This window comes from Plantibacter sp. ME-Dv--P-095 (assembly GCF_030209365.1).
Taxonomy (GTDB): domain Bacteria; phylum Actinomycetota; class Actinomycetes; order Actinomycetales; family Microbacteriaceae; genus Plantibacter.
The window spans coordinates 70,139-96,551 of sequence record NZ_JARVSB010000004.1; the positions used below are offsets into that span (position 1 = coordinate 70,139).

Below are 26,413 nucleotides of genomic sequence, written 5' to 3' on the forward strand. Positions count from 1 at the left end.
GTCAGCCGACCCGCGGCACGGTGGTCGCCGGTGGTTTCGCGGCGAGCATGCGCTCGAGCGACAGCCTCGCGGGCACGGCGACGTCGTCGGAGACCGTGATGCGGTTGAGGACCTCACCGCTGACGAGTCCCTCGAGCACCCAGGCGAGGTAGCCGGGGTGGATGCGGTACATCGTCGAACACGGGCAGATCACGTCGTCGAGGCAGAAGATCGTGTGCTGCGGGTACTGCGCCGCCAGACGCTGCACCATGTTGATCTCCGTGCCGATGGCGAAGGTCGTGCCGTCCGGTGCCGCCGCGATCGCCTTCTGGATGTAGTCCGTCGAGCCCGCCTCGTCGGCCGCGTCGACCACCGGCATCGGGCACTCGGGGTGCACGATGACCCGCACTCCGGGGTGCTGGGCGCGCGCCCGGTCGATCTGGTCCACGGTGAACCGCTTGTGGACGGAGCAGAACCCGTGCCACAGGATGACCTGGGCCTCGGCCAGCGCCGGTGCCTCGTTGCCGCCGAGCGGGCGGTTCGGGTTCCACATCGGCATGCGCTCCAGCGGCACACCGAGCTTCTTGGCGGTGTTCCTCCCGAGGTGCTGGTCGGGGAAGAACAGCACCCGCTGGCCGCGCTCGAACGCCCACCGGAGCACGGTCTCCGCGTTGCTCGAGGTGCAGACGATCCCGCCGTGCCGGCCGCAGAACCCCTTCAGCGCGGCGGAGGAGTTCATGTAGGTGACCGGGATGACCGGCACGCGGCCGTCTGCGTCCGGCTCGGTCCCGTACAGCGCCTCGAGCGCCTCCCAGGCCTCCTCGACCTGGTCGATGTCCGCCATGTCGGCCATAGAACACCCGGCAGCGAGGTTCGGCAGGATCACCGCCTGATCCGGCCCCGACAGGAGGTCGGCGGTCTCGGCCATGAAGTGCACACCGCAGAAGACGATCGCCTCAGCCTCGGTGCGGGCCTTGGCGGCGTTCGCCAGCTGGAAGGAGTCGCCGATGTAGTCCGCGTGCTGCACGACCTCGTCGCGCTGGTAGAAGTGCCCGAGGATGACGACGCGGTCGCCGAGGGTCTCCTTCGCGGCGACGATGCGTCGGTGGAGGTCCTCGGGGGCGGCGTCGCGGTAGGCGACCGGCAACTGCCCCTGACGCGGTGAGCCGGTCGGGATGACGTCGCCCATGGATGCTCCCGGGCCGTAGCTCGGCGGCTGCAGGTCGAAGACCCACGGGCCCGCCGCGAGCTCCGGTGCGCAGGTCGCGCCGTCCGACGTGCCCTGCGTGATCTGCTGGATGGTGTCGTCGACGGATGCGGTGATCGTCATGCTGGCTCCTGGGACGTCGCTCGGGGGGTGGTGGGGGTGTTCGAGGTGCGGGCGCTCGCCGGACGGGACGCGGCGGGCGTGTCCGGTCGGGCGATCGGCTGGGTCCAGCGGTACAGCCGTGCCGGGCGGTGCCGGCCACCCGTCCGGAGAGCGTCCGTCGCGAGCACCAGGCCGGACGCCTCCACCTGGCGACGGAAGTTGGCCGGATCGAGTTGCTTCTGCAGCACGGCCTCGTGCACCTCGCGGAGTTCCGTGAGGGTGAAGGTGTCGCCGAGGAAGGCGTGGGCGATGTGGCTGTACTCGAGTTTGTTGCGGAGGCGCCAGAGCGCGTACTCCACGATCTCCCGGTGGTCGAACGCGAGTGGCGGCAGCGCGTCGGCGGGGAACCAGCGCACGTTCTGCCCGAGGTGGGTGCGTTTCGCCTCCTCGGATCCGACGAGCGCCCAGTAGACGATCGAGACGACGCGTTCAGCGGGGGAGCGGTCGAGGTCGCCGAAGGCGTAGAGCTGCTCGAGGTAGCGCGGGCGGAGTGACGTGGTCGCCTCGAGCGTGGACGCCGCGGCGTCGGCGAGCGACTGCGCTGCCCCGAGCGGCCCGCCGGGCAGGGCCCAGCGTCCGTCGTACGGTTCCCGGATCCGGCGCACGAGCGGGAGCCAGATGGCGGGCGTCGCGTCGCCGGCCCCGAAGCCGTCGTCGGCCCGCAGGGTGAAGATCACCGTCGAGACGGCCAGCTCGACGGGCGTCGCGTCGTGCTCCGCGGGCGTCGTGGTGCGCTGCATGGTGGCTCCTGGATCGGGGCTGCAGCGTCTTATGGTTCACCTGACACTTACTCGCCTGGGACTTAGTGTACACCGGACCTGAACAGATGCCCCCGCTTCACCGACGACTCGCGATATGCTGGCGCTCTAATCGAACATCGGGCCGCAAACACGATGCGGGAGAGCCGGTACGCCGGCACCGAAGGAGCAAGCCTCCCCGCCAATCTCTCAGGTCCTGTACCGCATCGGACTGGCCACTCTGGAAAGCAGCGCACGTTCCTGGCGCGCTCGCCGACGGTGAAAGCAGGGCCCGCGCCATCGGCCCCGCGAAGCTCTCAGGCCAATGACAGAGGGGGAGTTCCCAACGGACGCCGGTAGGCGTCCGCAGCGCACCACGCGACCCCGGAGAACTCGTGACCGACCCCGAACGAACCAGCCCGCTGTACGCCGTCCACGAAGCCGCCGGCGCGAGTTTCACCGATTTCGCGGGCTGGCAGATGCCCGTGCGCTACTCGAGCGACCTCGCCGAGCACCACGCCGTCCGCACGGCGGCCGGGATCTTCGACATCTCACACATGGCCGAGATCCAGGTCGTCGGCGAGGACGCCGCCGCCTTCCTCGACCAGGCGCTCGCCGGTCGGCTCTCGGCGATCGAGCTGCTGCAGGCCAAGTACTCGCTGCTGCTGAACGAGGCGGGCGGCATCATCGACGACCTCGTCGTCTACCGCAATGGTGAGCACGAGTACCTCGTCGTGGCGAACGCCGGCAACCGGGAGGCGGCCGTCGCCGCGCTCACGGAGCGCGCAGCCGCCTTCGAACACCTCGCCGTGGTCGACCGCAGCGATGAGATCGCACTCATCGCGGTCCAGGGCCCCGCCTCGCGCGCCATCCTGCAGGCGACCGAGGGACTGCACGTCCTCGACGAACTGCCCTCGCTCGACGAGGTCAAGTACTACCGCGCGACCGGTGCCTCCTTCGAGAACGGCACCGTCTTCATCGGACGCACCGGGTACACGGGCGAGGACGGCTTCGAACTGTACGTCGACGCCGCTGACGCCGTGGAACTGTGGAACGCGATCGTCGCCGCCGGAACGCCCCTCGGCCTCGTCCCGGCCGGACTCGCCAGCCGCGACACCCTCCGCCTCGAGGCAGGCATGCCGCTCTACGGCCACGAGCTCGGCCCCGACATGCTGCCGGTGCAGGCCGGGCTCGGCCGGGTGGTCGCGCTCGCCAAGCACGGCTCCTTCGTCGGGCGCGACGCGATCGAGGCCGGCCCGGCCGCCGACGCACGCGTGCTCGTCGGGCTCGTCTCCGAGGGACGTCGTGCGGGTCGCGCCGGCTACGCCGTCCTGGTCGGCGACGACGTCGTCGGCGAGGTCACGAGCGGCGCGCTGTCACCGACCCTCGGGCACCCGATCGCGATGGCCTACGTGCACCCCGACCACACCGAGCCGGGCACCGTGCTCGACCTCGACGTCCGCGGCACGCGGATCACCGCGACCGTCACCACGCTCCCCTTCTATTCGAGAGAGAAGTAACCCATGGCCGACAAGACCACCCTCAAGTACACCGCCGAGCACGAGTGGATCCGCGTCGAGGGCGATCTCGCCGTCATCGGCATCACCGACTACGCCGCCGAGAAGCTCGGCGACGTCGTGTTCGTCGACCTGCCGGCCGTCGGTGCGGCGCTCTCCGCGAGCACCGTCGTCGGCGAGATCGAGTCCACGAAGTCCGTCGGTGAGCTGTTCGCACCGCTCGACGGAGAGGTCGTCGAGGCGAACGACGCCGTCGTCGACGACCCGTCGCTCGTGAACAGCGACCCGTTCGGCGCCGGTTGGCTCGTCTCGGTGCGCTACGACGCACTGCCCGACACGCTGCTCAGCTGGGACGACTACAGCAAGCTGGTGGGCGAGTGATGGCGGACCGGTTCGCAGATCGGCACATCGGGACCGACACCGACGCCCAGGCGACCATGCTCGCAGCGGTCGGGTACGCGAGCGTCGACGAGCTGCTGTCGGCAGCCGTCCCGTCGGCCATCACGGCAGCGGAACTGGCGTCGTCGAGCATCCCCGCCGCCGCGAGCGAGCGTGCCGCGCTGGCGGAACTCCGTGAACTCGCGGGCCGCAACACGGTGAACCGGAGCCTCATCGGCCTCGGGTACTTCGACACGATCACGCCCGCGGTCATCAAGCGGAACGTGCTCGAGAACCCCTCCTGGTACACCGCCTACACCCCGTATCAGCCGGAGATCTCGCAGGGGCGCCTCGAGGCGCTCATCAACTTCCAGACGATGGTGTCCGACCTCACGGGCCTCGACACGGCGAACGCCTCGATGCTCGACGAGAGCACGGCCGTCGTCGAAGGGATGCTGCTCGCCCGTCGCGCCTCGAAGCTCGCCGAGACGACCTTCATCGTCGACGCCGACGCCTACCCGCAGACCAAGGCGCTCCTCCACAGCCGTGCCGAAGCGGTCGGCATCGACCTCGTCGAGCTGCCGCTCTCGAGCACCGCACCGACCGACCTCCCGGCCGCGTTCGGCGTCTTCGTGCAGTACCCCGCGGCCTCCGGACTCGTCTGGGACCCGTCCGCGGTCCTCGCGGCGGTGAAGGCCGGTGGCGGTGTCTCCGTCGTGGCGGCGGACCTCCTCGCCCTGACGCTGATCTCCTCGCCCGGTTCCCTCGGTGCGGACATCGCGGTGGGCACGACGCAGCGCTTCGGCGTGCCCATGGGCTTCGGCGGCCCGCACGCCGGGTACCTCGCGGTCCGCAAGGGACTCGAACGCCAGATGCCAGGACGGCTCGTCGGTGTCAGCCAGGACGCGGCGGGTCACCCCGCCTACCGGCTCACGTTGCAGACCCGCGAGCAGCACATCCGCCGCGAGAAGGCGACAAGCAACATCTGCACCGCGCAGGTCCTGCTGGCCGTCATGGCCGCGATGTACGCCGTCTACCACGGCCCCGCCGGGCTCAAGCGGATCGCGCAGTCGGTCCACGCGGCGACCGCGACCGCGGCACACCTCCTGCAGTCCGCGGGGGTTGAGGTGCTCACCGAGCAGTACTTCGACACGCTGCAGGTCCGCGTCGACGACAGCGCGGCGGTGGTGGCCGGAGCGCACGACCGCGGCCTCCTGCTGTGGGCCGTCGACGAGACGACCGTCTCGATGAGCTTCGACGAGGTGAGTGCCCAGGAGAGCGTCGTCCCGACCCTCGTCGAGGTCCTCACGACCGCCGGGGCGGCCACGGCCGGCGAGCCGTCCGCGTACGTCTTCGACGAGGCCTCGTCCGCCTCGGCCTTCGGACCGGGAGCCGTGTCGGCGTACCCGGCCGCGCTCGCCCGCGAGACCGGGTACCTGACGCACCCGGTGTTCAACACGCACCACTCCGAGACCGCCATGATGCGGTACCTCAAGCAGCTCGCGGACCGCGACTACGCGCTCGACCGCGGGATGATCCCGCTCGGTTCGTGCACGATGAAGCTCAACGCGGCGACGGAGATGGAAGCGGTCACCTGGCCCGAGTTCGCCGGACTCCACCCGTTCGCGCCGCGTGAGGACGTGGCCGGTTCCCTCGAACTCGTCGACCAGCTCGAGACGTGGCTCGCCGAGGTCACCGGCTACGACTCCGTCTCGCTGCAGCCCAACGCGGGCAGCCAGGGGGAGCTCGCGGGTCTGCTCGCGATCCGTGGCTACCACCGCGCGAACGGCGACGAGCAGCGCACGGTCTGCCTGATCCCGTCGAGCGCGCACGGCACGAACGCGGCCTCCGCGGTCCTCGCCGGCATGCGCGTCGTCGTCGTCGCGTGCGACGAGCAGGGCAACGTCGACCTCGACGACCTCCGCGCGAAGATCGCGTCGAACGCCGAGTCCCTCGCAGCCCTCATGATCACCTACCCGTCGACCCACGGCGTGTACGAGCACGAGGTGAAGACGATCACGCAGGCGGTCCACGACGCCGGCGGCCAGGTCTACGTCGACGGTGCGAACCTCAACGCCCTGCTCGGGTACGCGCGCTTCGGCGAGTTCGGTGGCGACGTCTCGCACCTGAACCTGCACAAGACGTTCTGCATCCCGCACGGCGGCGGTGGTCCGGGCGTCGGTCCGGTCGCCGCGAAGGCGCACCTCGCTCCGTTCCTCCCCGGGCACCCGCTCGCCCAGCGCGACGAGCACCCGCTGCTCGGCGGCGGCACCGTCGTGCACGCGGGCGGCCCGATCTCGGCGGCGCCCTACGGCAGCCCGAGCATCCTGCCGATCTCGTGGGGCTACGTCCGCATGATGGGCTCGGAGGGCCTCCGTGAGGCGACGGGTGCCGCAGTGCTCGCCGCGAACTACATCGCCGCACGGTTGCGGGACCACTACCCGGTCCTCTACACGGGCGACAGCGACCTGGTCGCGCACGAGTGCATCCTCGACCTCCGCCCGCTCAAGGAGACGACCGGGATCACGGTGGACGACGTGGCCAAGCGCCTCGTCGACTACGGCTTCCATGCGCCGACGATGTCGTTCCCCGTCGCGGGGACGCTCATGGTCGAGCCGACCGAGAGCGAGGACCTCACCGAGGTCGACCGCTTCGTCGAAGCGATGATCGCGATCAAGGCGGAGGCCGACGCCGTCGCCGCGGGCGAGTGGCCGGCCGACGACAACCCGCTCGTCGGGGCGCCGCACACGGCGCAGTCGGTGATCGAGGGGGAGTGGACCCACGCGTACTCGCGTGAGCTCGCCGTCTACCCCGTGCACACGTTGGTGCGGACGAAGTACTGGCCCCCGGTCCGCCGGATCGACCAGGCGTACGGTGACCGCAACCTCGTGTGCGCCTGCCCGCCGCCCGAGGCGTTCGCCTAGGCGAACGCACCGTCGAACGAGGACTCCCTCGCCCCGTCGTGGGCGGGGGAGTCCTCGTTCGTCCGAGGACAGGCAGGTCGTCGGTCAGGACGCGGTCGGGGCGAAGATGCCCGGCCACCAGGCGACCGCGAGGGGGAAGCCGGCGAAGGAGATCACGTCGATGATCGTGTGCGCGACGACGAGCGGCATCACCCGGCCCCAGCGCTTGTAGCACCAGCCGAACGCGATCCCCATGGCGACGTTGCCGAAGAACGGTCCGATGCCCTGGTACAGGTGGTAGCTCCCGCGCAGGACGGCGGTCGAGAGGATGATCGTCCACCACCCCCATCCGATCTCGCGCAGCCGGGTGTACAGGTACCCGATGATGATGACCTCCCCCTGCAGCCCGGCGCGGAGCGCGGAGAAGACGAGCATCGGGATCGTCCACCAGTACATGGTGTCGGGGAAGGTCGACACCGCGACCGTGACCCCGAGCGCCCGGCCGAGCGCGTACACCCCGATACCGGGGATGCCGATCGCGGCGACGAGCAGCGCGCCACGTCCGAGGTCGCGTCCTGGTGCGCGGAGGTCGAGTCCCATGCGGGTGAAACCGCTTCGCCCCGGTTGCCAGAGCAGATAGATGACGAGCGCGACGGGCGCGAGCTGGAAGAACAGCCCGAGGAACTGGTAGCTGAAGTCGAGCCACTCCCGGGTCGCCTGCGTCGTGTTGATGGCCGCCGACTGGTCGGCGAGCGGCGGCCCCGCGGTGAGCTTCGCGATGAGCGAGATGACGGAGTACACCGCCGACGCGCCGAGGCTCAGCGCGAGGACGATCCCGATCTCCCACCAGCGGCGCGCGACCGGCGACCGTTCGGGGAGGTCCGGCTGTTGCACGGTCGCGTTCTGCTCGTTCACCGGTCCATTGTGCGGGCTCCTCGCTTCGTGCGCACCGCATAGCATCTGAACGCCCGCGTCTCGGACGCCATCGGCGGGCGGGCTTACGATTCGTATCCGCGGCCGGAGTCCGCTCGCACGAGTTTTGCGATCAGCGTCGTTCTCTTGCGTCGCGGGCGGGATACGTGCACGGAAACTCGTCCGCGAGCAACAATCCTCCGATTCGGTTACCGCTGTGTAACGTTTGGCGTCCCAGTTTGCTCGTCGTCCTGCTTCAACTTATCGTCAGAGTATTCAAAGAGCGGTCCAGCGCACACGATGCGCCGGTTTCGCTTGCCCTTTCCCCAAGGAGGAACTGTGAAGTTCAGTCGGTTCGGCTCTGCCGCCGCCATCATCGCAGCAGGGGCTCTCGTCCTCACCGGATGTTCCGGTGGCGGTTCCAGCAGCGAGAGCACCAGCGGCAACACATCCGCCATCATCACGACCAACGGCTCCGAGCCGGAGTCGGGTCTCATCCCCAGCGACACCAACGAGGTGGGTGGCGGCAAGATCCTCGACGAGATCTTCGCGGGCCTCGTCTACTACGACGCCAAGGGCAAGCCGGTCAACGACCTCGCCGAGTCCATCGAGACCGACGACTCGATCACCTTCACGATCAAGATCAAGCCCGACCAGAAGTTCACCAACGGTGACCCGGTCGACGCCGAGTCGTTCGTGAACGCCTGGCAGGACGCCGCGCTCCTCTCGAACGCGCGCAAGAACAGCTACTTCTTCGAGGACATCAAGGGCTTCAGCTACGACGCCGACCAGCCCCTCACCGGCCTCAACGTCGTCGACGACACGACCTTCACGGTCGAGCTCAACGAGGCTCGCTCGGACTTCCCGCTGCGCCTCGGCTACTCCTCGTTCTACCCGCTGCCCAAGTCGGCGTTCGACGAGGCCGGCAAGGTCACGGCCGACTTCGGTCAGAACCCGGTCGGCAACGGCCCGTACAAGCTCGACGGTGAGAAGGCGTGGAAGCACAACGAGTCCATCGCCCTCGTCACCAACGACGAGTACAACGGTGGTCGTAAGCCGCAGAACGGTGGCGTGACGATCAACTTCTACGCCAGCTTCGACGCGGCGTACGCCGACCTCCTCGGTGGCAACCTCGACGTCCTGGACCAGATCCCGGACTCCGCGATCTCCACCTTCCAGGACGACCTGGGTGACCGCGCTGTGAACCAGCCCGCCGCCGTGTTCCAGTCCTTCACCATCCCGTCCCGCCTCCCGCACTTCAGCGGCGAGGAAGGCGAGCTGCGTCGTCAGGCGATCTCCTACGCGATCAACCGCAAGCAGATCACCGACGTCATCTTCGAGGGCACCCGCACCCCGGCGACCGACTTCACCTCGCCCGTCATCGACGGCTACTCGAAGGACATCCCCGGCAACGAGGTGCTGACCAACGACGACAAGAAGGCCAAGGAACTCTGGGCCAAGGCTGACGCCATCTCCCCGTGGGACGGCTCCTTCCAGATCGCCTACAACGCCGACGGCCCGCACCAGGCTTGGGTCGACGCCGTGACGAACAACATCAAGAACACCCTCGGCATCGAGTCCTCCGGTGTTCCGGTCGCGGTCTTCGGCGACTTCCGTGAGAGCATCACGAGCCGTCAGATCCAGACCGCGTTCCGCAGCGGTTGGCAGGCCGACTACCCGGGTCTGTACAACTTCCTCGGCCCGCTGTACGCGACCGGCGCCTCCTCGAACGACGGCGACTACTCGAGCCCCGAGTTCGACAAGCTCCTCTCCGAGGGTGCTGCCGAGTCCGACCTCGACGCCGCGAACAAGAAGTTCCAGGAAGCTCAGGAGGTCCTGTTCAAGGACCTGCCCGCCATCCCGCTCTGGTACCAGAACGTGAGCGGTGGATTCGGCGAGGGCGTCCAGAACGTCCAGTTCGGTTGGAACTCCGTGCCTCTCTACTACGAGATCACCAAGTAATCTTGTAGACGGCACAACTGGGTGGGTCCGGTTCTTCCGGGCCCACCCAGTTTTCACGAGTTCAGGAGTCCCGCTTTGGGCAATTACATCCTCCGCCGCATCCTGCAGGCCATCCCGGTCCTGCTCGGTACGACGTTCCTCATCTATTTCATGGTGTTCGCGCTCCCGGGCGACCCCATCCTCGCGCTCTTCGGCGACCGGACGCCGAGCCCGGCCGTCCTCGAGCAGCTCCGCGCGGAGTACAACCTCGACAAGCCGTTCATCGTGCAGTATCTGCTGTACCTCGGCGGCATCCTCACGGGCGACCTCGGCACCTCGTTCTCCGGTCAGCCGGTCGCCGAGATCCTCGCGCAGACCTTCCCGGTCACGCTGCGTCTCGCCGTCCTCGCCGTCTTCTTCGAGATGGTCGCCGGCATCACGATCGGCCTCGTCTCCGGCCTCCGCAAGGGCGGCATCTTCGACGCGTCGTTCCTCGTCGTGAGCCTCATCCTCATCTCCCTGCCGGTCTTCGTGGTCGCGTTCATCGCCCAGTTCGTCTTCGGCATCCAGCTCGGCTGGTTCCGGGTCACGGTCGGTGCCGGTGCGCCGATACAAGACCTGTTACTCCCGGCACTCGTGTTGGCGACGATCAGCTTCGCGCAGATCACGCGCCTGACCCGCGGCGCCGTGATCGAGACCCAGTCGCTCGACTTCGTGCGCACCGCGGCCTCGAAGGGCCTCAGCCGCCGCCGGATCATCCCGGTGCACATCCTCCGCAACTCGCTGATCCCGGTCGTCACCTACCTGGCGGTCGACTTCGGTGTGCTCATCGTCGGAGCGACGGTCACGGAGGGCATCTTCAACGTGCCCGGCGTCGGCCGGACGCTCTACCAGGCGATCATCCGTGGCGAAGGACCCACCGTCGTGTCCTTCGTGACCGTGATGGTGCTCGTCTACCTGCTCGTCAACCTGCTGGTCGACCTGCTGTACGCCGTGCTCGACCCGAGGATCCGCTATGTCAAGTCATGATCAGGAACCACAGATGAAGCGTTCATCCACGCACTTCGTCGCCCCGCTGGAGGAGACGCCGCTCGCGGTGATCGACGCCGTCAAGGTCGACGAGAAGCCGAGCAACCTCTGGACCGACGCCTGGGCGTACATGCGCCGTCAGCCGATGTTCTGGATCTCGGCCGTGCTCATCGTCCTCGTCGTCGTGGTGTCGCTCCTGCCCGGCCTGTTCTCGCAGGTCGACCCGCGCAGCTGCAACCTCGACAACAGCCTCGGTGACCCGTCGCTCGCGCACCCGCTCGGGTTCACAAAGCAGGGCTGCGACATCTACTCGCGGGTCATCTTCGGCGCGAACACCTCGCTCGCGGTCGGCCTCATCGTCACGGCGATCGTCTGCGTGCTCGGTATCAGCTTCGGCGCGCTGTCGGGCTTCTACGGCGGTTGGGTCGACTCGGTGCTCTCCCGCATCGGCGACATCTTCTTCTCGATCCCGTACATCCTCGCCGCCGTCGTCGTCATGTCGGCCCTCGCCGCCTACCGGAGCGTCTGGACCATCTCGCTCGCGGTCGGTCTGTTCGTCTGGCCGAGCGTCGCGAGAGTCCTGCGTGCCGAGATCCTGCGGGTCAAGAACGCCGACTACGTGCAGGCCTCGATCGCCCTCGGCGTCTCTCGGTTCCGCATCCTCGTGCGCCACGTCCTGCCGAACTCGATCGCCCCGGTGATCGTCGTCATCACGCTGTCGCTCGCTTCGGCGATCGTCGCGGAGGCGACCCTGTCGTTCCTCGGCGTCGGACTCGGATCCGAGTCGATCTCGTGGGGCGCGGACATCTCCCAGGCGCAGCGCGACCTGCGGACCGCTCCGCAGGTGCTCATCTACCCGTCCATCGCGCTCTCGCTCACCGTGCTCAGCTTCATCATGCTCGGCGAGGTCCTGCGTGATGCACTCGACCCGAAGGCGAGGGCACTCCGTTGAGCACCCCCACACCCCAGGCCGGTGCACGCACCGGGCAGCCGCTCCTCGAGGTCAAGGACCTCGAGGTCGGGTTCCGCACGCAGAGCGGCACCGTGCAGGCCATCCGCAAGACCAGCTTCACGATGATGCCCGGTGAGACGGTCGCGATCGTCGGCGAATCGGGATCCGGGAAGTCGACGACGGCGCACGCCATCATCAACCTCCTCCCCGGCACGGGCAAGATCACGGGCGGTGAGATCCTCTTCGAGGGTCGCGACCTCTCGAAGCTCCCGCGCAAAGAGATCGAGGACGTCCGCGGTCGCCTGATCGGCTTCGTGCCGCAGGACCCGATGTCGAACCTCAACCCGGTCTGGAACATCGGGTTCCAGGTCGAGGAGGCCATCCGCGCCAACGGCATCGCCGAGGGCAAGCAGGCCGTGCGGGCGAAGGCGATCGAGGTCCTCCAGCAGGCCGGTCTCTCCGACGCCGACCGTCGCCTCAAGCAGTTCCCGCACCAGTTCTCCGGCGGTATGCGGCAGCGCGTGCTCATCGGCATCGGCCTCTCCTCGAGCCCGAAGCTGCTGATCGCTGACGAGCCCACCTCGGCGCTCGACGTGACCGTGCAGCGGAAGATCCTCGACCACCTCGAGAGCCTGACGCGCGACAGCGGAACGGCGTTGCTCTTCATCACGCACGACCTCGGCCTCGCGGCCGAACGTGCCGAGAAGCTCATCGTCATGTACAAGGGGCAGATCGTCGAGGCCGGTCCCTCGGTCGAGATCCTGCAGAACCCGGTGCACCCGTACACGCAGCGCCTGGTGGCCGCAGCGCCGAGCCTCGCCTCGCGGCGGATCCAGTCCGCGACCGGGCCGCTCGAGACGCTCGAGCACGAGGCTCCGGCCGGCTCGGAGGGGATCGACCTGATCGTCGCCGCCGAGCATCGTGCGGCGGCGCAGCTCGACCTCGCGAAGGTGGAGCCGGCGATCGTCGTGGACGATCTCGAGAAGGTCTACAAGATCCGTGGACAGAAGGGCCAGGCGAGCGAGCTGAAGGCCGTGGACGGCGTCTCGTTCCAGATCCCGAAGGGCACCACCATGGCGCTCGTCGGGGAGTCCGGTTCGGGGAAGTCCACCGTCGCGAAGCTCCTCCTGCAGCTCGAGACACCGACCTCGGGCAGCATCCGCATCGGCGGGAAGGCGATGGAGGGACTCGACCGCAAGGGTCTCCTCGCGCTGCGCCGGACGATGCAGCCGGTCTTCCAGGACCCCTACGGTTCGCTCGACCCCCTGCGCAACATCGGGAACACCATCTCGGAGCCGCTGCAGACCCACAAGGTCGGCGACAAGGCCTCCAGACGCGCACGCGTCCTGGAACTCCTCGACCAGGTGTCGCTGCCGCAGTCGGTCGCGACGCGCTACCCGAACGAGCTCTCGGGTGGTCAGCGTCAGCGCATCGCGATCGCCCGGGCGCTCGCGTTGAAGCCGGAGATCGTGGTCCTCGACGAGGCCGTGTCCGCGCTCGACGTGCTCGTGCAGGCGCAGATCCTGCAGTTGCTCGCCGACCTCCAGTCGGAACTGCAGCTGACCTACCTCTTCATCACCCACGACCTCGCGGTCGTGCGGGTGATCGCCGACAACGTGGCGGTCATGCAGAAGGGGAAGATCGTCGAGGCGTCGACCACGGACGACGTCTTCGAGAACCCGAAGCAGCAGTACACGCGTGAACTCCTCGACGCCATCCCCGGCGCCGGGATCGAGCTCGCGCTGTAACGAGCCGTCACGCCGAAGGGCGGTGCCGCGGAGCGATCCGCAGCACCGCCCTTCGTCGTTCCCGGGATGGGCCGGAGGGTCAGCCGAGGAGCGCCGAGGCGGCGCCCCAGACCATCAGCGCGGCGGTGACCCCGAGGGCGACGACGTCCCAACGTGAGGCGGCCAGGCGCGTGTCGGCCGGGTCGATCTTCCCCCAGCGCTCGTGCGCCCGGTCGATGAGGTCGACGGCCGAGGGGCCCTCGTTGCCCGCCCGTCCTGGTCGGCGGACGCCCGAGGCGCGTTCCTGGTGGTCGACGTCCCGTCGTCCGCGACCGCCGGTCAGGGAGGGGCGGTCGAGGCCGGCGCTCGGCGCACCCCAGCTGGTGATCTTCCGACCGTCGCGCAGGAGCACGGTGAGCTGGTACCGGCTCGTCGCCTCCTCCAGGCGAGACCAGGGGATCTCGTGGAGCCGACCGACGTTCACGATCGTCAGCCGCTCGGGCTCGATGACGATGCAGGGGCGGACGAGGACCAGGTACACCAGCCAGACGACGAGCAGCTCCCAGGGCAGCGCCAGGAGGGCGAACCCCCAGGCGCCGCGGCCCACGGCGTCGATGATGAAGAAGACCATGAGGAGGGCGGTGACCCCGAGGATCCAGTAGCCGCTGGTGCTCCTCAGGGTGGTCCGGTTGCGGGCGTTCGTCGCGTCGTTCACGTCGTCCATCCTTCCAGGCCGCCGACCCGTGGTCGTCGGCCGCGTCCGTCAGGCGGTGACGAGTCGATCGCTCTCCGCGTGGTGGCACGCGACCAGGCGACCGTCGACGGGACGCTCACGCGGATCATCCTGCTCACAGACCGACTGCTTGTCCGCCGGAAGGAGCTGGTACAGCGGGCAGCGGCTGCGGAAGCTGCAGCCCACGCGGTCGTCGCTGGGGGAGGGGAGGTCGCCGTTCAGCAGGATCCGCTGCCGGCTGCGTTCGAGCTCGGGGTCGGGCACCGGCACGGCCGAGAGGAGCGCCTGGGTGTACGGGTGCTTGGGGTCGGCGAAGATCGTCGCACTCGGCCCGTACTCGACGATGCGGCCGAGGTACATGACCGCGACGTCGTCGGCGATGTGGCGGACGACGGCGAGGTCGTGCGCGACGAAGAGGTAGGACAGGCCGAGTCGCTGCTTGAGGTCCTCGAGGAGGTTGATGACGCCGGCCTGGACGGAGACGTCGAGTGCGGACACCGGCTCGTCGAGGACGAGGATCTTCGGCTCGACGACGAGCGCCCGGGCGATGCCGATGCGCTGCCGTTGGCCACCGGAGAACTCGTGCGGGTATCGGCCGGCGAACGACGGCTCGAGGCCGACGAGTTCGAGCATGGCACCGACGCGGTTCCGGATCTCCGCGGGGGAGACGCCGTGCACGGTCAACGGTTCGCCGATGATGTCCTCGATCGTCATCCGTGGATCGAGCGAAGCCATCGGGTCCTGGAAGACCACCTGGATGTCGCTGCGCAACTTCCTGCGGTCGGGCTTCGAGAGGGTCGCGGTGTCGACGCCATTCACGTGGATGGTGCCACCCTGCGTCCGGGCGAGCTCGAGGATCTCCATGATGGTCGTCGTCTTCCCGCAACCGGACTCACCGACGAGGCCGAGCGTGCGGCCGCGCTGGACGCTGAAGGAGACGCCGTCGACGGCGCGGACGGTGCCGATGTTGCGACGGAAGACCACGCCCTTTGTGAGCGGGAAGGCGCGGGTCAGGTCCTTGACGTCGAGGACGGTCTCAGGCGCGACCTCGGCGACGAGTTCCTCCGGCACCTCGTCAGGCCGGGGGAAGATGTCGGGGCGGAGCAGCGATCCGTCCGCGATCTCGCCGGCGCGGATGCACGCGGCCGTGTGCTCGATGGAGGTGGCCGGATCGGTGGCCGGGCCGTCGAGCACGGGGAGGAGCGCCGGTTCGCCCTCGAGGCACGCGGCCACGGCGATCGGGCAGCGCGGGGCGAACGGGCAACCGGTCGGGACGTTCGTCAGCAGCGGGGGACGACCCTCGAGGGGGACGAGCCGCTCCTGCTGGTTCGCCGCCATGTTGGGCATCGACCGGAGCAGGCCGATCGTGTACGGCATGAGCGGCTCGCGGAACAGCGGCACGACCGGGGCCGTCTCGACGATCCGGCCCGCGTACATCACGGCGACCCGGTCGGCGTTGCCGGCGACGACGCCGAGGTCGTGGGTGATGAGGACGACGGCGGCGCCGGTGATGTCCTTCGCTTCCTGGAGCACCTCGAGGATCTGCGCCTGGATGGTGACGTCGAGGGCGGTGGTCGGCTCGTCGGCGATGATGAGCTGCGGGTCGTTCGCGATCGCGATCGCGATCATGGCCCGCTGGCGCATCCCGCCCGAGAACTCGTGCGGGAAGGACTTCGCCCGGCGCTCCGCGTTCGGGATCCCGACGATCTTGAGGAGTTCGACCGCGCGGGTGTCGGCGGCGCGCTGGGAGAGCGCCGAGTCGTGCAGCCGGAGTCCCTCGGCGATCTGCTGGCCGATGGTGTACACCGGGGTCAGCGCGGAGAGCGGGTCCTGGAAGATCATCGCGATGTCGCGGCCCCGGATCCGCGACAGTTCGCGGTCGGACTGCCCGAGCAGCTCGACGCCGTCGTACCGGATGCTGCCGCTGACCTGCGCGTTGGTCGGCAACAGGCCCATGACGGCCATCGACGACACGCTCTTGCCGGAGCCGGACTCGCCGACGATCCCGAGGAACTCGCCCCGGTGGACGTCGTAGGACACGCCGCGGACGGCGTGCACCGGTGTTCCGGCGTTCGGGAAGGTGACGCTGAGGTCGCGGACCTGGAGGAGCGGCTTGGCCGCCTGGGGGTCAGTCACGGTTGGCTCCTGAGGTCGGGTCGATGGCATCGCGGAGGGCGTCGCCGAGCAGGCTCGACGCGAGCACGGTGATGACGAGGATCGCTGCGGGGAAGACGAACAGCCAGGGGCGGGTGACGGCAGCACTCGCGCCCGCGGCCAGCAGGGTGCCGAGGGAGACGTCGGGTGCCTGGACGCCGAAGCCGAAGAAGCTCAGGGTCGTCTCGGACAGGATCGCCGCTCCGATGCCGAGGGTCGCGTCGATGATGAGGAGGCTGGCGACGTTCGGGATGATGTGCCGACGGATGATGGTGAACCCGGGGACGCCCATGAACCGCGCCGCCTTGACGTATTCGCGCTCCCGCAGGGACATCGTCTGTCCGCGGATCACCCGGGCGAGCACCATCCATCCGAAGAGCACGAGGAACACCACGAGGGCGAGCCAGGAGAGCGACTTGAACGCGGGGCTCAGCAGGACGAGGAGGAAGAAGCCGGGGATGACGAGGAGGAGGTCGATGAACCAGACGATCGCCTTGTCCCAGACGCCGCCGACGTAGCCGGCGATCGCGCCCACGAGCCCGGCGATGATGGCCGCCCCCGGTCCCACGATGAGTCCGATGACGATCGACTTCTGCAGCCCGACGAGGGTCTGCGCGTACACGTCCTGGCCGATGTTGTTCGTGCCGAACCAGTGGTCGAGCGACGGCGGCTGGCTGAAGGCGAGGCCGTCCTGGTCGGTGAAGGACCACGGGGACAGCAGCGGTCCGATGAAGGCCCACAGGATGATGAAGAGCAGGACGCCGCCACCGATGCGTGCGCGCTTCGTGGCGAGCACCTTCCGGAGGATCGTGCGACCACGTGACTGCGGGCGCTTGGGTGCGCCGCGCATCGTCTCGGGTTCACCGACGGTCAGCGTCGTTGGGTCGGTCAGTGCCATGTCGTTACACCCGCACTCTCGGGTCGAGCGCCGCATAGATCACGTCGGAGAGCGTTCCGGCGATGAGGACGAGGATGGAGGTGAAGAGGATGGTCCCGGCCGCGGCGTTGATGTCCGAGTTCGAGACGCTGGTGAGGAGGTACTCGCCCATGCCGTGCCAGCTGAACACGTTCTCGGTCACGCTGGCACCCGTGAGGATGAGCCCGAACGAGTAGGCGAAGAAGGTGGACATCGGGATGAGGGCGACGCGGACGCCGTGTCGGATGATCGCCGAGCCGCGGGTGCGACCCTTCGACCGGGCGGTGCGGATGTAGTCGGCGCTCATCACGTCGAGCATCGCGCTCCGCTGGTACCGGGAGTAGGAGGCGACGGCGCCGACGGTCAGGGTGATGGTGGGGAGGAGCAGGTGCATGGCCCGGTCGCCGAGCTGGGTCCAGAAGCCGCCTTGGAGGCCGGCGGTGTACTCGCCGGTGAAGTTGATGATGTTCGTGCCGACCGTCTGGTTGAGCGTCGTCGCCAGGATCATGAGCACGACGCCGATGACGAACACCGGCATCGCCAGGATCGTGAACGAGGCGTAGGTGATGATCTGGTCGCTGGCCCGGTACTGGCGGACGGCGCCCCAGACGCCGAGGGCGACGCCGATGACCGCGCCGAGGATCGTGCCGATGACGAGCAACCGGAGGCTCGTGCCCGACCGCTCGAAGATGTCCGCCGTCACTTGCGTCCCGCGGGTGCTCACCCCGAGGGAGCCGGTGGTCACGAGGTGCGTCACCCAGTCCCAGAGGCGCTCAAGCAACGGCACCTTCGGGTTGACGCCCATCTTGTCCAGCGCGGCGTCGATCGAGGCTTGGGGGATGGGTGGGTTCTTGCCGAGGAACCGGGCCGAGGGCTGGAGGGTCATGCTCACGAGGACGTAGCCGAGCATGGTGGCGATCGCGGAGAGGAACAGGTAGTTGACCAACCGCCGTGCAATGAACCCGATCATGTACCAGCCTTGCGAAGTCGTGGACGGGGACCGCGTCGTCCCGTCAGCTGTGCTCCCCTCGTGGGGTGGAGACACTGTAACCCCCAACCGCGGGGAATCAGAAAACGACGCGTGTTCTCAGGAAACGAAACGTATGTTTCCGGCTCGTGCCGTCGAGAAATCGAAACGGTAACAATTCGTGCCCACTTGTGGGGGATCGTCGGAGCGGGTGCAAGATGGTCCACATTGGCCTGCGCGCCTTCCGCTCCGCATCGGTGCGGGCTCGTGCAGTAACACGTCACGAAAGGTGGATCTCGATGAGTTCCAGAACACAGGGATCGCGGCGCCGCGGCGGGATGATCCTCGCCGGCGTCTCGATCGTCGCCCTCGCATTGACGGCTTGCACCGGCGGCGGTTCAGGCGGAGGCGGCTCCACCGCGAAGCCGATCGAGCTGTCCGGTACCGGTTGGGAGCGAGCGGACGCCGACCAGATCGCGCAGGGCGGCACGCTCAACCTCGCGGTTGACGCGATCCCCGCGAACTGGAACCTGTACAACCTCGACAGCGGCACCGTCGACGACCAGTTCCTCAGCAACCTCTACACGCCGTCGTTCATCAACATCAAGGAAGACGGCACCTGGGAGGCGAACCCAGACTTCGCGACCTCCGTCGAGTTGAAGACCGAGGACCCGCAGGTCGTCGAGGTCAAGATCAACCCAGACGCCGTCTGGTCGGACGGTACCGCGATGAGCGTCGACGACTTCGCCGCGACGTGGAAGTCGCTCAACGGCGTCGACCCCGCGTACGCGCCCACCGCCACCAACGTCTGGAAGGACATCGAGTCCGTCACGGCCGGCGACAGCCCGCAGGACGTGCTCATCACGTTCAAGAACAAGAACGCCGACTGGCCCTCCATCCTCGGCAACATCTGGCCGAAGTGGCTCGGCGCGACGCCCGAGTCCTTCAACACCCTCTGGGCGACCGGCCCCTACGCCGCCGACGGCAGCACCTACGTCTCCGGCGGTCCGTACATCGTCAGCAAGATCGACCAGACCGGTGCGGTCGTGACCTTCGAGCCCAACCCGAAGTGGTGGGGCGACAAGCCGAAGCTCGACAACATCATCTTCAAGCAGGTCTCCCGCTCGGGTCTCGCCCAGGCGTTCTCGAACAGCGAGATCGACGTCTTCAGCATCGGTTCCAACGCCGACAACTACCAGACGGCTCAGAAGCGCAGCGACGCACAGATCCAGCGGTCGCGCGGCACGAACTACAACCACATCACGCTGAACGGCACGTCCGAGGTCCTGAGTGACCCCGAGGTCCGTCAGGCGTTCGCGAAGTCGATCAACCGCAAGACCATCGCCGAGTCCCGCCTGGCGGCGATCGACGCCCCGACCGACCTGCTGAACAACCTCATCTTCCTCCCCGGCCAGGACGGCTACGAGGACGACGCCTCGAAGGTGCTCGGCTACGACATCGACGCCGCCAAGAAGCAGCTCGAGGACGCCGGTTGGACCGAGGGCAGCAATGGGATCCGTGAGAAGGACGGCAAGAAGCTGACCATCCGCTACGTCATCGACTCCGAGAACCCGGTCTCGGCCGAGACCTCGCAGCAGGTGCAGGCCCAGGTGAAGGAAGCCGGTTTCGACCTGCAGATCGACACCGTCCCGGCCGACGACTTCTTCACGAAGTACGTCACCACCGAGACCCGCGACTTCGACGCCGTGAGCTTCGCCTGGCAGGGCACCGCGTTCCCGATCTCCAGCACGGAGTCGATCTTCTACCCGGCCGACTCCGGGCAGAACTTCCCCGGTGTCACCGACGACTCGCTCGGCGAGCTGTGGGCGAGCGCGAACGCCGAGCTCGACCCGCAGAAGCGTCTCGAGATCGCGAAGGAGATCGACAAGAAGATCGTCGCCCTCGCGACGACGATCCCGCTGTTCCCGGTGCCGTACACCTACGGCGTCAAGACCGGGCTCGTGAACTACGGCCCGACCCAGTTCGAGACCATCGACTGGAAGAACGTGGGCTGGAAGAAGTAGGCGACACCACGGGGCTCACCTGAGCCTCGGAACGACGGGCATCGGCGGTCCTTCCGCCGGTGCCCGTCGGCGTTCAGGCGCCGGAGAGGTCGCCTGCGGTATGATGGTCCGTCGGCACCATCGTGCCCGAATCCCATCCACTTGAAGGAAGCCACCCTTTTATGGCGCTCGCCACTCGTTCCGATCTGCGCAATGTCGCGATCGTGGCCCACGTTGACCACGGCAAGACGACCCTCGTCGACGCCATGCTGCGACAGACCAACTCTTTCGCCGAACACGCCCACCTCGAAGAACGCGCCATGGACTCGAATGAGCTCGAGCGCGAAAAGGGCATCACCATCCTCGCCAAGAACACGGCGATCTCGTACAAGGGCGAACACGCCACCGACGGCCCGATCACGATCAACGTCATCGACACCCCGGGCCACGCCGACTTCGGTGGTGAGGTCGAGCGCGGCCTCTCCATGGTGGACGGCGTCGTGCTGCTGGTCGACGCCTCGGAGGGCCCCCTCCCGCAGACCCGCTTCGTGCTCCGTAAGGCGCTCGAGGCCAAGCTGCCCGTCATCCTGCTCGTCAACAAGACCGACCGTCCCGATGCGCGCATCGACGAGGTCGTCGTCGAGAGCCAGGACCTCCTCATCGGTCTCGCGAGCGACATGGTCGACGACGTCCCCGACCTCGACCTCGACGCCGTCCTCGACGTCCCGGTCGTCTACGCCTCGGGCAAGGCCGGCCGCGCGTCGTCCAACAAGCCCGCCAACGGCGAACTGCCCGACAGCGAGGACCTCGAGCCGCTGTTCGCAGCGATCCTCGAGCACATCCCGGCTCCGCAGTACGACGACGAGCACCCGCTCCAGGCGCACGTCACCAACCTCGACGCCTCGCCGTTCCTCGGTCGCCTCGCGCTCCTGCGCATCTTCAACGGCACGCTGAAGAAGGGCCAGACGGTCGCCTGGGTGCGCCACGACGGCGACGTCCACAACGTCCGCGTGACCGAGCTCATGATCACGAAGGCCCTCGACCGCTACCCGGCCGAGAGCGCCGGCCCCGGCGACATCGTCGCCGTCGCCGGTTTCGCCGACATCATGATCGGCGACACGCTGGCCGACCCCGAGGACGTCCGCGCCCTCCCGGCCATCACGGTCGACGACCCGGCCATCTCGATGACCATCGGGACCAACACCTCGCCGCTCATGGGCAAGGTCAAGGGCCACAAGCTCACCGCCCGCATGGTCAAGGACCGCCTCGACCGCGAGCTGATCGGTAACGTCTCGCTCAAGGTCCTCGACATCGGCCGCCCCGACGCCTGGGAGGTCCAGGGTCGTGGAGAGCTCGCGCTCGCCATCCTCGTCGAGCAGATGCGTCGCGAGGGCTACGAGCTCACCGTCGGCAAGCCGCAGGTGGTCACCAAGCGCATCGACGGCAAGGTCCACGAGCCGTACGAGCACCTGACCATCGACGCACCCGAGGAGCACCTCGGCGCGATCACCCAGCTCCTCGCCGCTCGCAAGGGCCGCATGGAGAACATGGCGAACCACGGCACCGGCTGGGTCCGCATGGAGTTCATCGTCCCGTCGCGCGGCCTCATCGGCTTCCGCTCCGAGTTCCTCACCGCCACGCGCGGTACGGGTATCGCCAACGCGTTGGCACACGGCTACGGCGAGTGGGCCGGTGCGATCACGACGCGCAACAACGGCTCGATCGTCGCCGACCGCTCCGGTGTGGTCACGCCGTTCGCGATCATCGCCCTGCAGGAGCGCATGTCGTTCTTCGTCCAGCCGACCGAAGAGGTCTACGAGGGCATGGTCATCGGCGAGAACTCGCGCAACGACGACATGGACGTGAACATCACCAAGGAGAAGAAGCTGACCAACATGCGTCAGTCCTCCGCGGACAACTTCGAGTCGATGACGCCGCCGCGCGTCCTCACGCTCGAGGAGAGCCTCGAGTTCGCCCGCGAGGACGAGTGCGTCGAGGTCACGCCCGAGCACGTGCGCATCCGCAAGGTCGAGCTCGACGCTCAGGCCCGCCAGCGCAGCTACTCGCGTCTCAAGAAGCAGTCCGAGTAGGCAGCACGTTCGCATCGCCGACGCCCGGTCCTCCCAGGAAGACCGGGCGTCGGCTCGTTAAGCTGATGGCATGCGCCGACCCGCCTCCCTCGCCCTGCTGGCCGCCCTCGTCCTCGCTCCCACGCTCGCCGGGTGCAGCGTCATCGAATCGACCGTGAAGGACTCGGTCGAGCAGGGCATCCGAGACGCGACCGGCGGGGACTTCGACGTCAACCTCGATGAGGGCCTGCCGGACGGCTATCCGACGGACGCCGTCCCGGTCGTGGAGGGCACGGTCAACGGCGGTCGCGGCACGGTCGATGGCAAGGACACCTTCGTCGTCACCGTGCAGGCGACGGACGCCGCGACGGCCGCGAAGGACGCCCTCGTCGCGGCCGGCTTCACGATCGACGGGGAGATCGCGAACGGCGACGGTTCGATCGTGACCCTGTCGACGACGGCCTACGACGTGAAGCTCGTGGCCTCGGCCGACAGCATCCTCTACACCGTGACCGTCAAGTAGCACGTCGACCGGCTCAGTGTCCGGGGTTGGCCCGACGGACGCTACGCGAAGAGCGTCTCGCCCACCCAGCCGTCGGTGCTCGCGCCCGGGGGCACGGCGAAGATCGCGGAACCGACGTGCTTGATGTACTCGTTGAGCGCGTCCGTCGCGAGGGCACGCTGCACGTCGATGAACTGCTGCGGTGAGCGCTGGTACGACATGAAGAACAGGCCGGCGTTCAGCCGCCCGAGGTCGTCGTTGCCGTCGACGAAGTTGTACCCGCGCCGGAGGAGCTTCGTGCCCTTGAGCTGGGTCGGGTGCGCCAGGCGCACGTGGGAGTGCTTGTCGATGAGCGGCTGGTCCGTCGCGCCGACCGCGGCGAAGTCGGGTTCCGTGAACTCCTTGCCGCCCGACAGCGGAGCGCCCTCGCCCTTGCTCCGGCCGATGACGCGCTCCTGCTCCTGGAGCTGCGCGCGGTCCCAGGTCTCGATGATCATGCGGATCTTGCGGACGACGAGGTAGGAGCCGCCGCTCAGCCAACTGGCCGTGTCGCCGTCCTGCACCCACACCTGCGCTTCGACCGTCTTCGTCTCCTCGGACTTCACGTTGGCGGTGCCGTCCTTGAAGCCGAACAGGTTGCGCGGGGTGACCTGGCTCGTGGAGGTGGAGGACGTCCGACCGAAGCCGAGTTGCGACCAGCGGATGGAGGCGCGTCCGAACGCGATGCGGCTGAGGTTGCGGATCGCGTGGACGGCGACCTGTGGGTCGTCGGCGCACGCCTGGATGCAGAGGTCGCCGCCGGTGAGGCCGGCCTGCAGGTTGTCGCCCGTGAACCGGGGCAGTTTCTGCAGCTCGGGCGGCCGACGGTCGGCGATGCCGAAGCGGTCGGTGCCGTCCTCCGCGGCGAAGAGGGTGGGACCGAACCCGAAGGTGATCGTGAGTCCACTCGCGGGGAGCCCGAGCGCCTCTCCGGTGTCGACCGGGGGAGCGAGCGGGGAACCGTCGACGGCGCCACCCGCCGCGACCTCCTGCCCCTGCGTCATCCGTGCCGCGGCGACACTCCAATCCTGGAGCAGCTCGATGAGTTCCTCCCTGGTGGTGCCCGCCGACACGTCGTAGGCGGCGAAGTGCAGCCGGTCCTGAGCCGGCGTCGTGATCCCGCTCTGGTGCGCTCCGGCGAACGGGTACACGGTGGTGACGCCCGCGCTGCTCGCCGAGGCCGTCGCGGCCGCGGTGATCGCTGCCGTCGCGCCAGCGCCTGCCGCGAGTCCGGCGGCCCCGGCTCCGGCCAAACCGAAGAGCGCCCGGCGCGAGAGACCCCGCGGTGGGGTGTCGTCCGTCGGGGTGGACGGCGCCTGGGGGTCAGGACTGGTGGGGGGAGTCTGCTCGGTCATCGGACCTCATGCTATTCAGGGATGGCTGGAAGACCGCGGGGCCGGAACCCCCAGAATGCTCTGAGTCGTTCCGGCCCGGTGTGCCGCGACGGCGGCGGACCCGGCGGGGTCTACTCGGCGACGCCGAGCACGGTGTGGGTGAGCTGCGAGAGCGGCTCGGCGAGGGCGTTGACCTGGTCGGAGAGTTCCTTGCGCTGGTCCTCGGTGACGGTGTCGTAGCTGACGAAGCCGCTGTCGAGGCTGCCGTACTTGGCGAGCAGGTCCTGCAGCGCCGTGAACTCCGTTTCGATCTTGCCCACGAGTTTCGTGCCCGCGTCGCCCTTGCTGGCAGCGATGTCCTTCACGTTGCCGAAGGCCACCTCGGCGCCCTGGACGTTCGCGGCGAAGTCGTAGAGGTCGGTGTGCGACCACCAGTCCTCCTCACCGGAGATCTTGCCGACGGCGACCTCGTCGAGGAGGCCGATGGCGCCGTTCGAGATGTCGCCGAGGCTCACGGTGAAGTCCTTCTCGGAGACGAGGTCGAAGAGCTGCTGGACGTCGTCGACGAGTCCGGTGGCGAACTGCTGACGCTGCTCCGGCGTGGACGCCGTCCAGTCCATGAGGGCGCTCGTCCCGTCGGAGTTGAGGGCGTCGGCTGCCGGCGGCCAGAGGTCCTTCTCGATCCGGTGGAAGCCGGTCCAGTCGAGACCCTCCGCGACGGCGTCGACCTCGCGGTAGTCGATCTTCGGATCGAGGTCGCCGAAGGCCTCGGCGGTCGGCTCGATGCGCTCGTAGGAGACACGGGTCGAGGCGAAGAGTGCGCGGGCGGTCTCGTCGTCGCCGGCCGCGTAGGCGTCGGTGAACGCCTTGACCTGCGGCACGAGCTCGGCGACCTGCGACTTGATGTACGCGACGTAGTTCGTGACAGCCTGGTCGGTGAGCTCCTGCTCGTCCTTCGACACGGCGGCGTTCTCACCGCTGACCGTGAACTCGGCGAGGCCGACGGGAGCGCCGACGAGCTGGAACTTGCAGGCCGTGTAGTACGTGCCCGGGTTCAGCTGCGCGACGTAGGAGACGGTCTGCCCGGGGGTGACGTTCTCCTTCTCGCCGACGATGCGGAGCTTGTCGGAGGCGAGGATCTCGAACTCGTTGACGTCGGTGCCGTTGTTCGTGATGGAGAACGTCACGGCGCCGGCCGTCGCCTTGGCGACGGACACGGAGCACGAGTCGTCCGTGATGTCGACGGTGAGCGCGTCGGTGCCCGTGTTGTTCGGGACGCAGCCCGTGAGCGCGAGGGCGAGGACGCCCGCGCCTGCGAGGCCGGTCATGATGCGGTGCTGCATGGAGACTCCTGTCGGAAGGTGCTGGTGCTGTGCTGTGTGAACGTGGGCCCGGCCGCGTCAGCCGCTCGTCGCGACGCGGTTGGTGACCGTGGTCGGGCGGCGACGCCCAAGCCCTGAGACCCGGACGAAGCAGACGAGTGTGACGACCAGGTACAGCAGCCACGCGATGAACTGTGCCCAGGTCGGAGCGGGGGTGAAGTTGAAGAGGCCGCCGAGGACGGTGCCGTACCAACTGGTGGGCGGGACGACGGCGCTGAGGTTGAAGGCGGCCTGGCCCCAGCCGGGGATGACACCGGCCTCCTGGAGGTCGCCGACCCCGTAGGCGAGGACGCCTGCGGCGACGACGACGAGGAACAGCCCGGTCCAGGTGAAGAAGGTGCCGAGGTTGATCCGGACGAAGCCGCGGTAGATGAGGTAGGCGACGACGACGGCGGTGAGGATGCCGAGGAGGGCACCGACGGAGCCGACGACGGCGTTCTCGCCGGAGTTGACGCTGGCCCAGATGAACAGGGCGGTCTCGATGCCCTCGCGTCCCACGCTGATGAAGCCCAGGACGACGATGCCGACGGCGGAACCGGCGACGGCCGCGTCGAGTCGCGACTCGAGGTCGTGCTTCAGCTCGCGGGCGTTGCGGCCCATCCAGAAGATCATCCAGGTGACGAGGCCGACGGCCAGGATGGAGAGGCCGCCGCCGAGGATCTCCTGCGCCTGGAAGCTCAACCCGTACGGCCCCCAGGTGAGGATCGCGCCGACGCCGAGCGAGACGACGATCGCGACGGCGACGCCGAGCCAGAGCCGGAGGAGGACGTCGCGTCGGCCGAGCTTGTTCAGGTAGGCGACGAGGATGCCGACGATGAGGCCGGCTTCGAGGCCTTCGCGGAGGCCGATGAGGTAGTTCGCGAGCACGTG

20 protein-coding genes and 2 riboswitches are annotated in these 26,413 nt (G+C 68.3%); of the genes, 10 read left to right on the forward strand and 10 right to left on the reverse strand.

The window, feature by feature from the left end; all coding sequences use genetic code 11:
* Position 1: 1 nt before the first annotated feature.
* A complete protein-coding gene (gene nadA / locus QRN26_RS05510) occupies positions 2 to 1,309 on the reverse strand; it encodes a quinolinate synthase NadA (RefSeq protein ID WP_285035770.1) in 1,308 nt (435 codons plus the stop codon).
* Positions 1,306 to 2,088 carry an NUDIX hydrolase gene (locus tag QRN26_RS05515; RefSeq protein ID WP_056007334.1) on the reverse strand — a complete coding sequence of 261 codons (783 nt, stop codon included), beginning with the start codon at positions 2,086 to 2,088 and terminating at the stop codon, positions 1,306 to 1,308. Before QRN26_RS05515 ends, nadA begins: the two co-directional genes overlap by 4 nt.
* Positions 2,089 to 2,234: 146 nt before the next feature.
* Positions 2,235 to 2,320, forward strand: a riboswitch (glycine riboswitch).
* A gap of 1 nt (position 2,321) precedes the next feature.
* Positions 2,322 to 2,424, forward strand: a riboswitch (glycine riboswitch).
* A 56-nt stretch (positions 2,425 to 2,480) separates the two neighbouring features.
* On the opposite strand from QRN26_RS05515, the gene gcvT reads away from it, so the two are divergent.
* Genes gcvT through gcvP form a run of 3 tightly spaced genes read left to right on the forward strand, consistent with a single transcriptional unit; the run spans position 2,481 to position 6,904 of the window.
* Entirely contained in the window at positions 2,481 to 3,605 is a 1,125-nt protein-coding gene (gene gcvT, locus QRN26_RS05520; RefSeq protein WP_285035774.1) for a glycine cleavage system aminomethyltransferase GcvT, read from the forward strand.
* A gap of 3 nt (positions 3,606 to 3,608) precedes the next feature.
* Complete coding sequence (gene gcvH, locus QRN26_RS05525; protein WP_056007329.1) at positions 3,609 to 3,983, forward strand: glycine cleavage system protein GcvH; 375 nt, start codon at positions 3,609 to 3,611, stop codon at positions 3,981 to 3,983.
* Positions 3,983 to 6,904, forward strand: coding sequence for an aminomethyl-transferring glycine dehydrogenase (gene gcvP / locus QRN26_RS05530; RefSeq protein WP_285035778.1), 2,922 nt, complete (start codon positions 3,983 to 3,985; stop codon positions 6,902 to 6,904). The genes gcvH and gcvP overlap by 1 nt, the downstream gene beginning before the upstream one ends.
* Before the next feature lie 84 nt (positions 6,905 to 6,988).
* Here the strand turns inward: gcvP and QRN26_RS05535 are convergent, their stop codons facing one another.
* A complete protein-coding gene (locus QRN26_RS05535) occupies positions 6,989 to 7,798 on the reverse strand; it encodes a CPBP family intramembrane glutamic endopeptidase (protein ID WP_502927368.1) in 810 nt (269 codons plus the stop codon).
* 336 nt (positions 7,799 to 8,134) lie between these two features.
* Here QRN26_RS05535 and QRN26_RS05540 point away from each other — a divergent pair, with 336 nt between their 5' ends.
* The 4 genes from QRN26_RS05540 to QRN26_RS05555 all read left to right on the forward strand — a co-directional run bounded on the left by QRN26_RS05540 (position 8,135) and on the right by QRN26_RS05555 (position 13,465).
* Positions 8,135 to 9,757, forward strand: a complete 1,623-nt coding sequence (locus QRN26_RS05540; protein WP_056007321.1) for a peptide ABC transporter substrate-binding protein — start codon at positions 8,135 to 8,137, stop codon at positions 9,755 to 9,757.
* Positions 9,758 to 9,832: 75 nt separating this feature from the next.
* Positions 9,833 to 10,765 carry an ABC transporter permease gene (locus tag QRN26_RS05545; protein ID WP_056007318.1) on the forward strand — a complete coding sequence of 311 codons (933 nt, stop codon included), beginning with the start codon at positions 9,833 to 9,835 and terminating at the stop codon, positions 10,763 to 10,765.
* 13 nt (positions 10,766 to 10,778) lie between these two features.
* Positions 10,779 to 11,717 (forward strand): ABC transporter permease, encoded by a 939-nt coding sequence (locus QRN26_RS05550; RefSeq protein ID WP_082455862.1) that lies wholly within the window; start codon positions 10,779 to 10,781, stop codon positions 11,715 to 11,717.
* Positions 11,714 to 13,465 (forward strand): dipeptide ABC transporter ATP-binding protein, encoded by a 1,752-nt coding sequence (locus QRN26_RS05555; protein WP_056778319.1) that lies wholly within the window; start codon positions 11,714 to 11,716, stop codon positions 13,463 to 13,465. The genes QRN26_RS05550 and QRN26_RS05555 overlap by 4 nt, the downstream gene beginning before the upstream one ends.
* 79 nt (positions 13,466 to 13,544) lie before the next feature.
* Here QRN26_RS05555 and QRN26_RS05560 read toward each other — a convergent pair whose 3' ends face one another.
* From QRN26_RS05560 to QRN26_RS05575, 4 genes are read right to left on the reverse strand one after another with little or no spacing between them, the layout of a single operon-like run.
* On the reverse strand, positions 13,545 to 14,159 hold the full coding sequence (locus QRN26_RS05560) for a hypothetical protein (protein ID WP_157579811.1): 615 nt from the start codon (positions 14,157 to 14,159) through the stop codon (positions 13,545 to 13,547).
* Between the two features lie 48 nt (positions 14,160 to 14,207).
* Positions 14,208 to 16,343 (reverse strand): ABC transporter ATP-binding protein, encoded by a 2,136-nt coding sequence (locus QRN26_RS05565; RefSeq protein WP_056778313.1) that lies wholly within the window; start codon positions 16,341 to 16,343, stop codon positions 14,208 to 14,210.
* Positions 16,306 to 17,229, reverse strand: coding sequence for an ABC transporter permease (locus tag QRN26_RS05570; protein WP_082498644.1), 924 nt, complete (start codon positions 17,227 to 17,229; stop codon positions 16,306 to 16,308). The genes QRN26_RS05565 and QRN26_RS05570 overlap by 38 nt, the downstream gene beginning before the upstream one ends.
* Before the next feature lie 4 nt (positions 17,230 to 17,233).
* Positions 17,234 to 18,217 (reverse strand): ABC transporter permease, encoded by a 984-nt coding sequence (locus QRN26_RS05575; RefSeq protein WP_056007303.1) that lies wholly within the window; start codon positions 18,215 to 18,217, stop codon positions 17,234 to 17,236.
* 296 nt (positions 18,218 to 18,513) lie between these two features.
* Between QRN26_RS05575 and QRN26_RS05580 the strand changes: the two genes are divergently transcribed.
* From QRN26_RS05580 to QRN26_RS05590, 3 genes are all read left to right on the forward strand, one after another.
* Positions 18,514 to 20,238: an ABC transporter family substrate-binding protein gene (locus tag QRN26_RS05580; protein ID WP_285035787.1), complete on the forward strand. Its 1,725-nt coding sequence runs from the start codon at positions 18,514 to 18,516 to the stop codon at positions 20,236 to 20,238.
* Between the two features lie 161 nt (positions 20,239 to 20,399).
* Positions 20,400 to 22,307, forward strand: coding sequence for a translational GTPase TypA (gene typA / locus QRN26_RS05585; protein ID WP_056007297.1), 1,908 nt, complete (start codon positions 20,400 to 20,402; stop codon positions 22,305 to 22,307).
* Between the two features lie 70 nt (positions 22,308 to 22,377).
* Positions 22,378 to 22,809: a hypothetical protein gene (locus QRN26_RS05590; protein ID WP_056007294.1), complete on the forward strand. Its 432-nt coding sequence runs from the start codon at positions 22,378 to 22,380 to the stop codon at positions 22,807 to 22,809.
* A gap of 41 nt (positions 22,810 to 22,850) precedes the next feature.
* On the opposite strand, the gene efeB is transcribed toward QRN26_RS05590, so the two are convergent.
* The 3 genes from efeB to efeU form a co-directional block, all read right to left on the reverse strand.
* Positions 22,851 to 24,182 (reverse strand): iron uptake transporter deferrochelatase/peroxidase subunit, encoded by a 1,332-nt coding sequence (efeB, locus tag QRN26_RS05595; RefSeq protein ID WP_056778305.1) that lies wholly within the window; start codon positions 24,180 to 24,182, stop codon positions 22,851 to 22,853.
* A gap of 110 nt (positions 24,183 to 24,292) precedes the next feature.
* Complete coding sequence (efeO, locus tag QRN26_RS05600; RefSeq protein WP_056778302.1) at positions 24,293 to 25,504, reverse strand: iron uptake system protein EfeO; 1,212 nt, start codon at positions 25,502 to 25,504, stop codon at positions 24,293 to 24,295.
* Between the two features lie 57 nt (positions 25,505 to 25,561).
* Positions 25,562 to 26,410 (reverse strand): iron uptake transporter permease EfeU, encoded by an 849-nt coding sequence (gene efeU / locus QRN26_RS05605; protein ID WP_285035794.1) that lies wholly within the window; start codon positions 26,408 to 26,410, stop codon positions 25,562 to 25,564.
* Between the last annotated feature and the right edge of the window lie 3 nt (positions 26,411 to 26,413).

Coding starts and splice junctions, on each gene's coding strand:
- QRN26_RS05515 (WP_056007334.1), bottom strand. CDS start 2,088: ATGCAGCGCACCACGACGCCCGCGGAGCACGACGCGACGCCCGTCGAG.
- efeO (WP_056778302.1), bottom strand. CDS start 25,504: ATGCAGCACCGCATCATGACCGGCCTCGCAGGCGCGGGCGTCCTCGCC.
- QRN26_RS05590 (WP_056007294.1), top strand. CDS start 22,378: ATGCGCCGACCCGCCTCCCTCGCCCTGCTGGCCGCCCTCGTCCTCGCT.
- gcvP (WP_285035778.1), top strand. CDS start 3,983: ATGGCGGACCGGTTCGCAGATCGGCACATCGGGACCGACACCGACGCC.
- QRN26_RS05575 (WP_056007303.1), bottom strand. CDS start 18,217: ATGATCGGGTTCATTGCACGGCGGTTGGTCAACTACCTGTTCCTCTCC.
- typA (WP_056007297.1), top strand. CDS start 20,400: ATGGCGCTCGCCACTCGTTCCGATCTGCGCAATGTCGCGATCGTGGCC.
- gcvH (WP_056007329.1), top strand. CDS start 3,609: ATGGCCGACAAGACCACCCTCAAGTACACCGCCGAGCACGAGTGGATC.
- QRN26_RS05550 (WP_082455862.1), top strand. CDS start 10,779: ATGAAGCGTTCATCCACGCACTTCGTCGCCCCGCTGGAGGAGACGCCG.
- nadA (WP_285035770.1), bottom strand. CDS start 1,309: ATGACGATCACCGCATCCGTCGACGACACCATCCAGCAGATCACGCAG.
- QRN26_RS05570 (WP_082498644.1), bottom strand. CDS start 17,229: ATGGCACTGACCGACCCAACGACGCTGACCGTCGGTGAACCCGAGACG.
- efeB (WP_056778305.1), bottom strand. CDS start 24,182: ATGACCGAGCAGACTCCCCCCACCAGTCCTGACCCCCAGGCGCCGTCC.
- QRN26_RS05565 (WP_056778313.1), bottom strand. CDS start 16,343: ATGCCATCGACCCGACCTCAGGAGCCAACCGTGACTGACCCCCAGGCG.
- QRN26_RS05580 (WP_285035787.1), top strand. CDS start 18,514: ATGAGTTCCAGAACACAGGGATCGCGGCGCCGCGGCGGGATGATCCTC.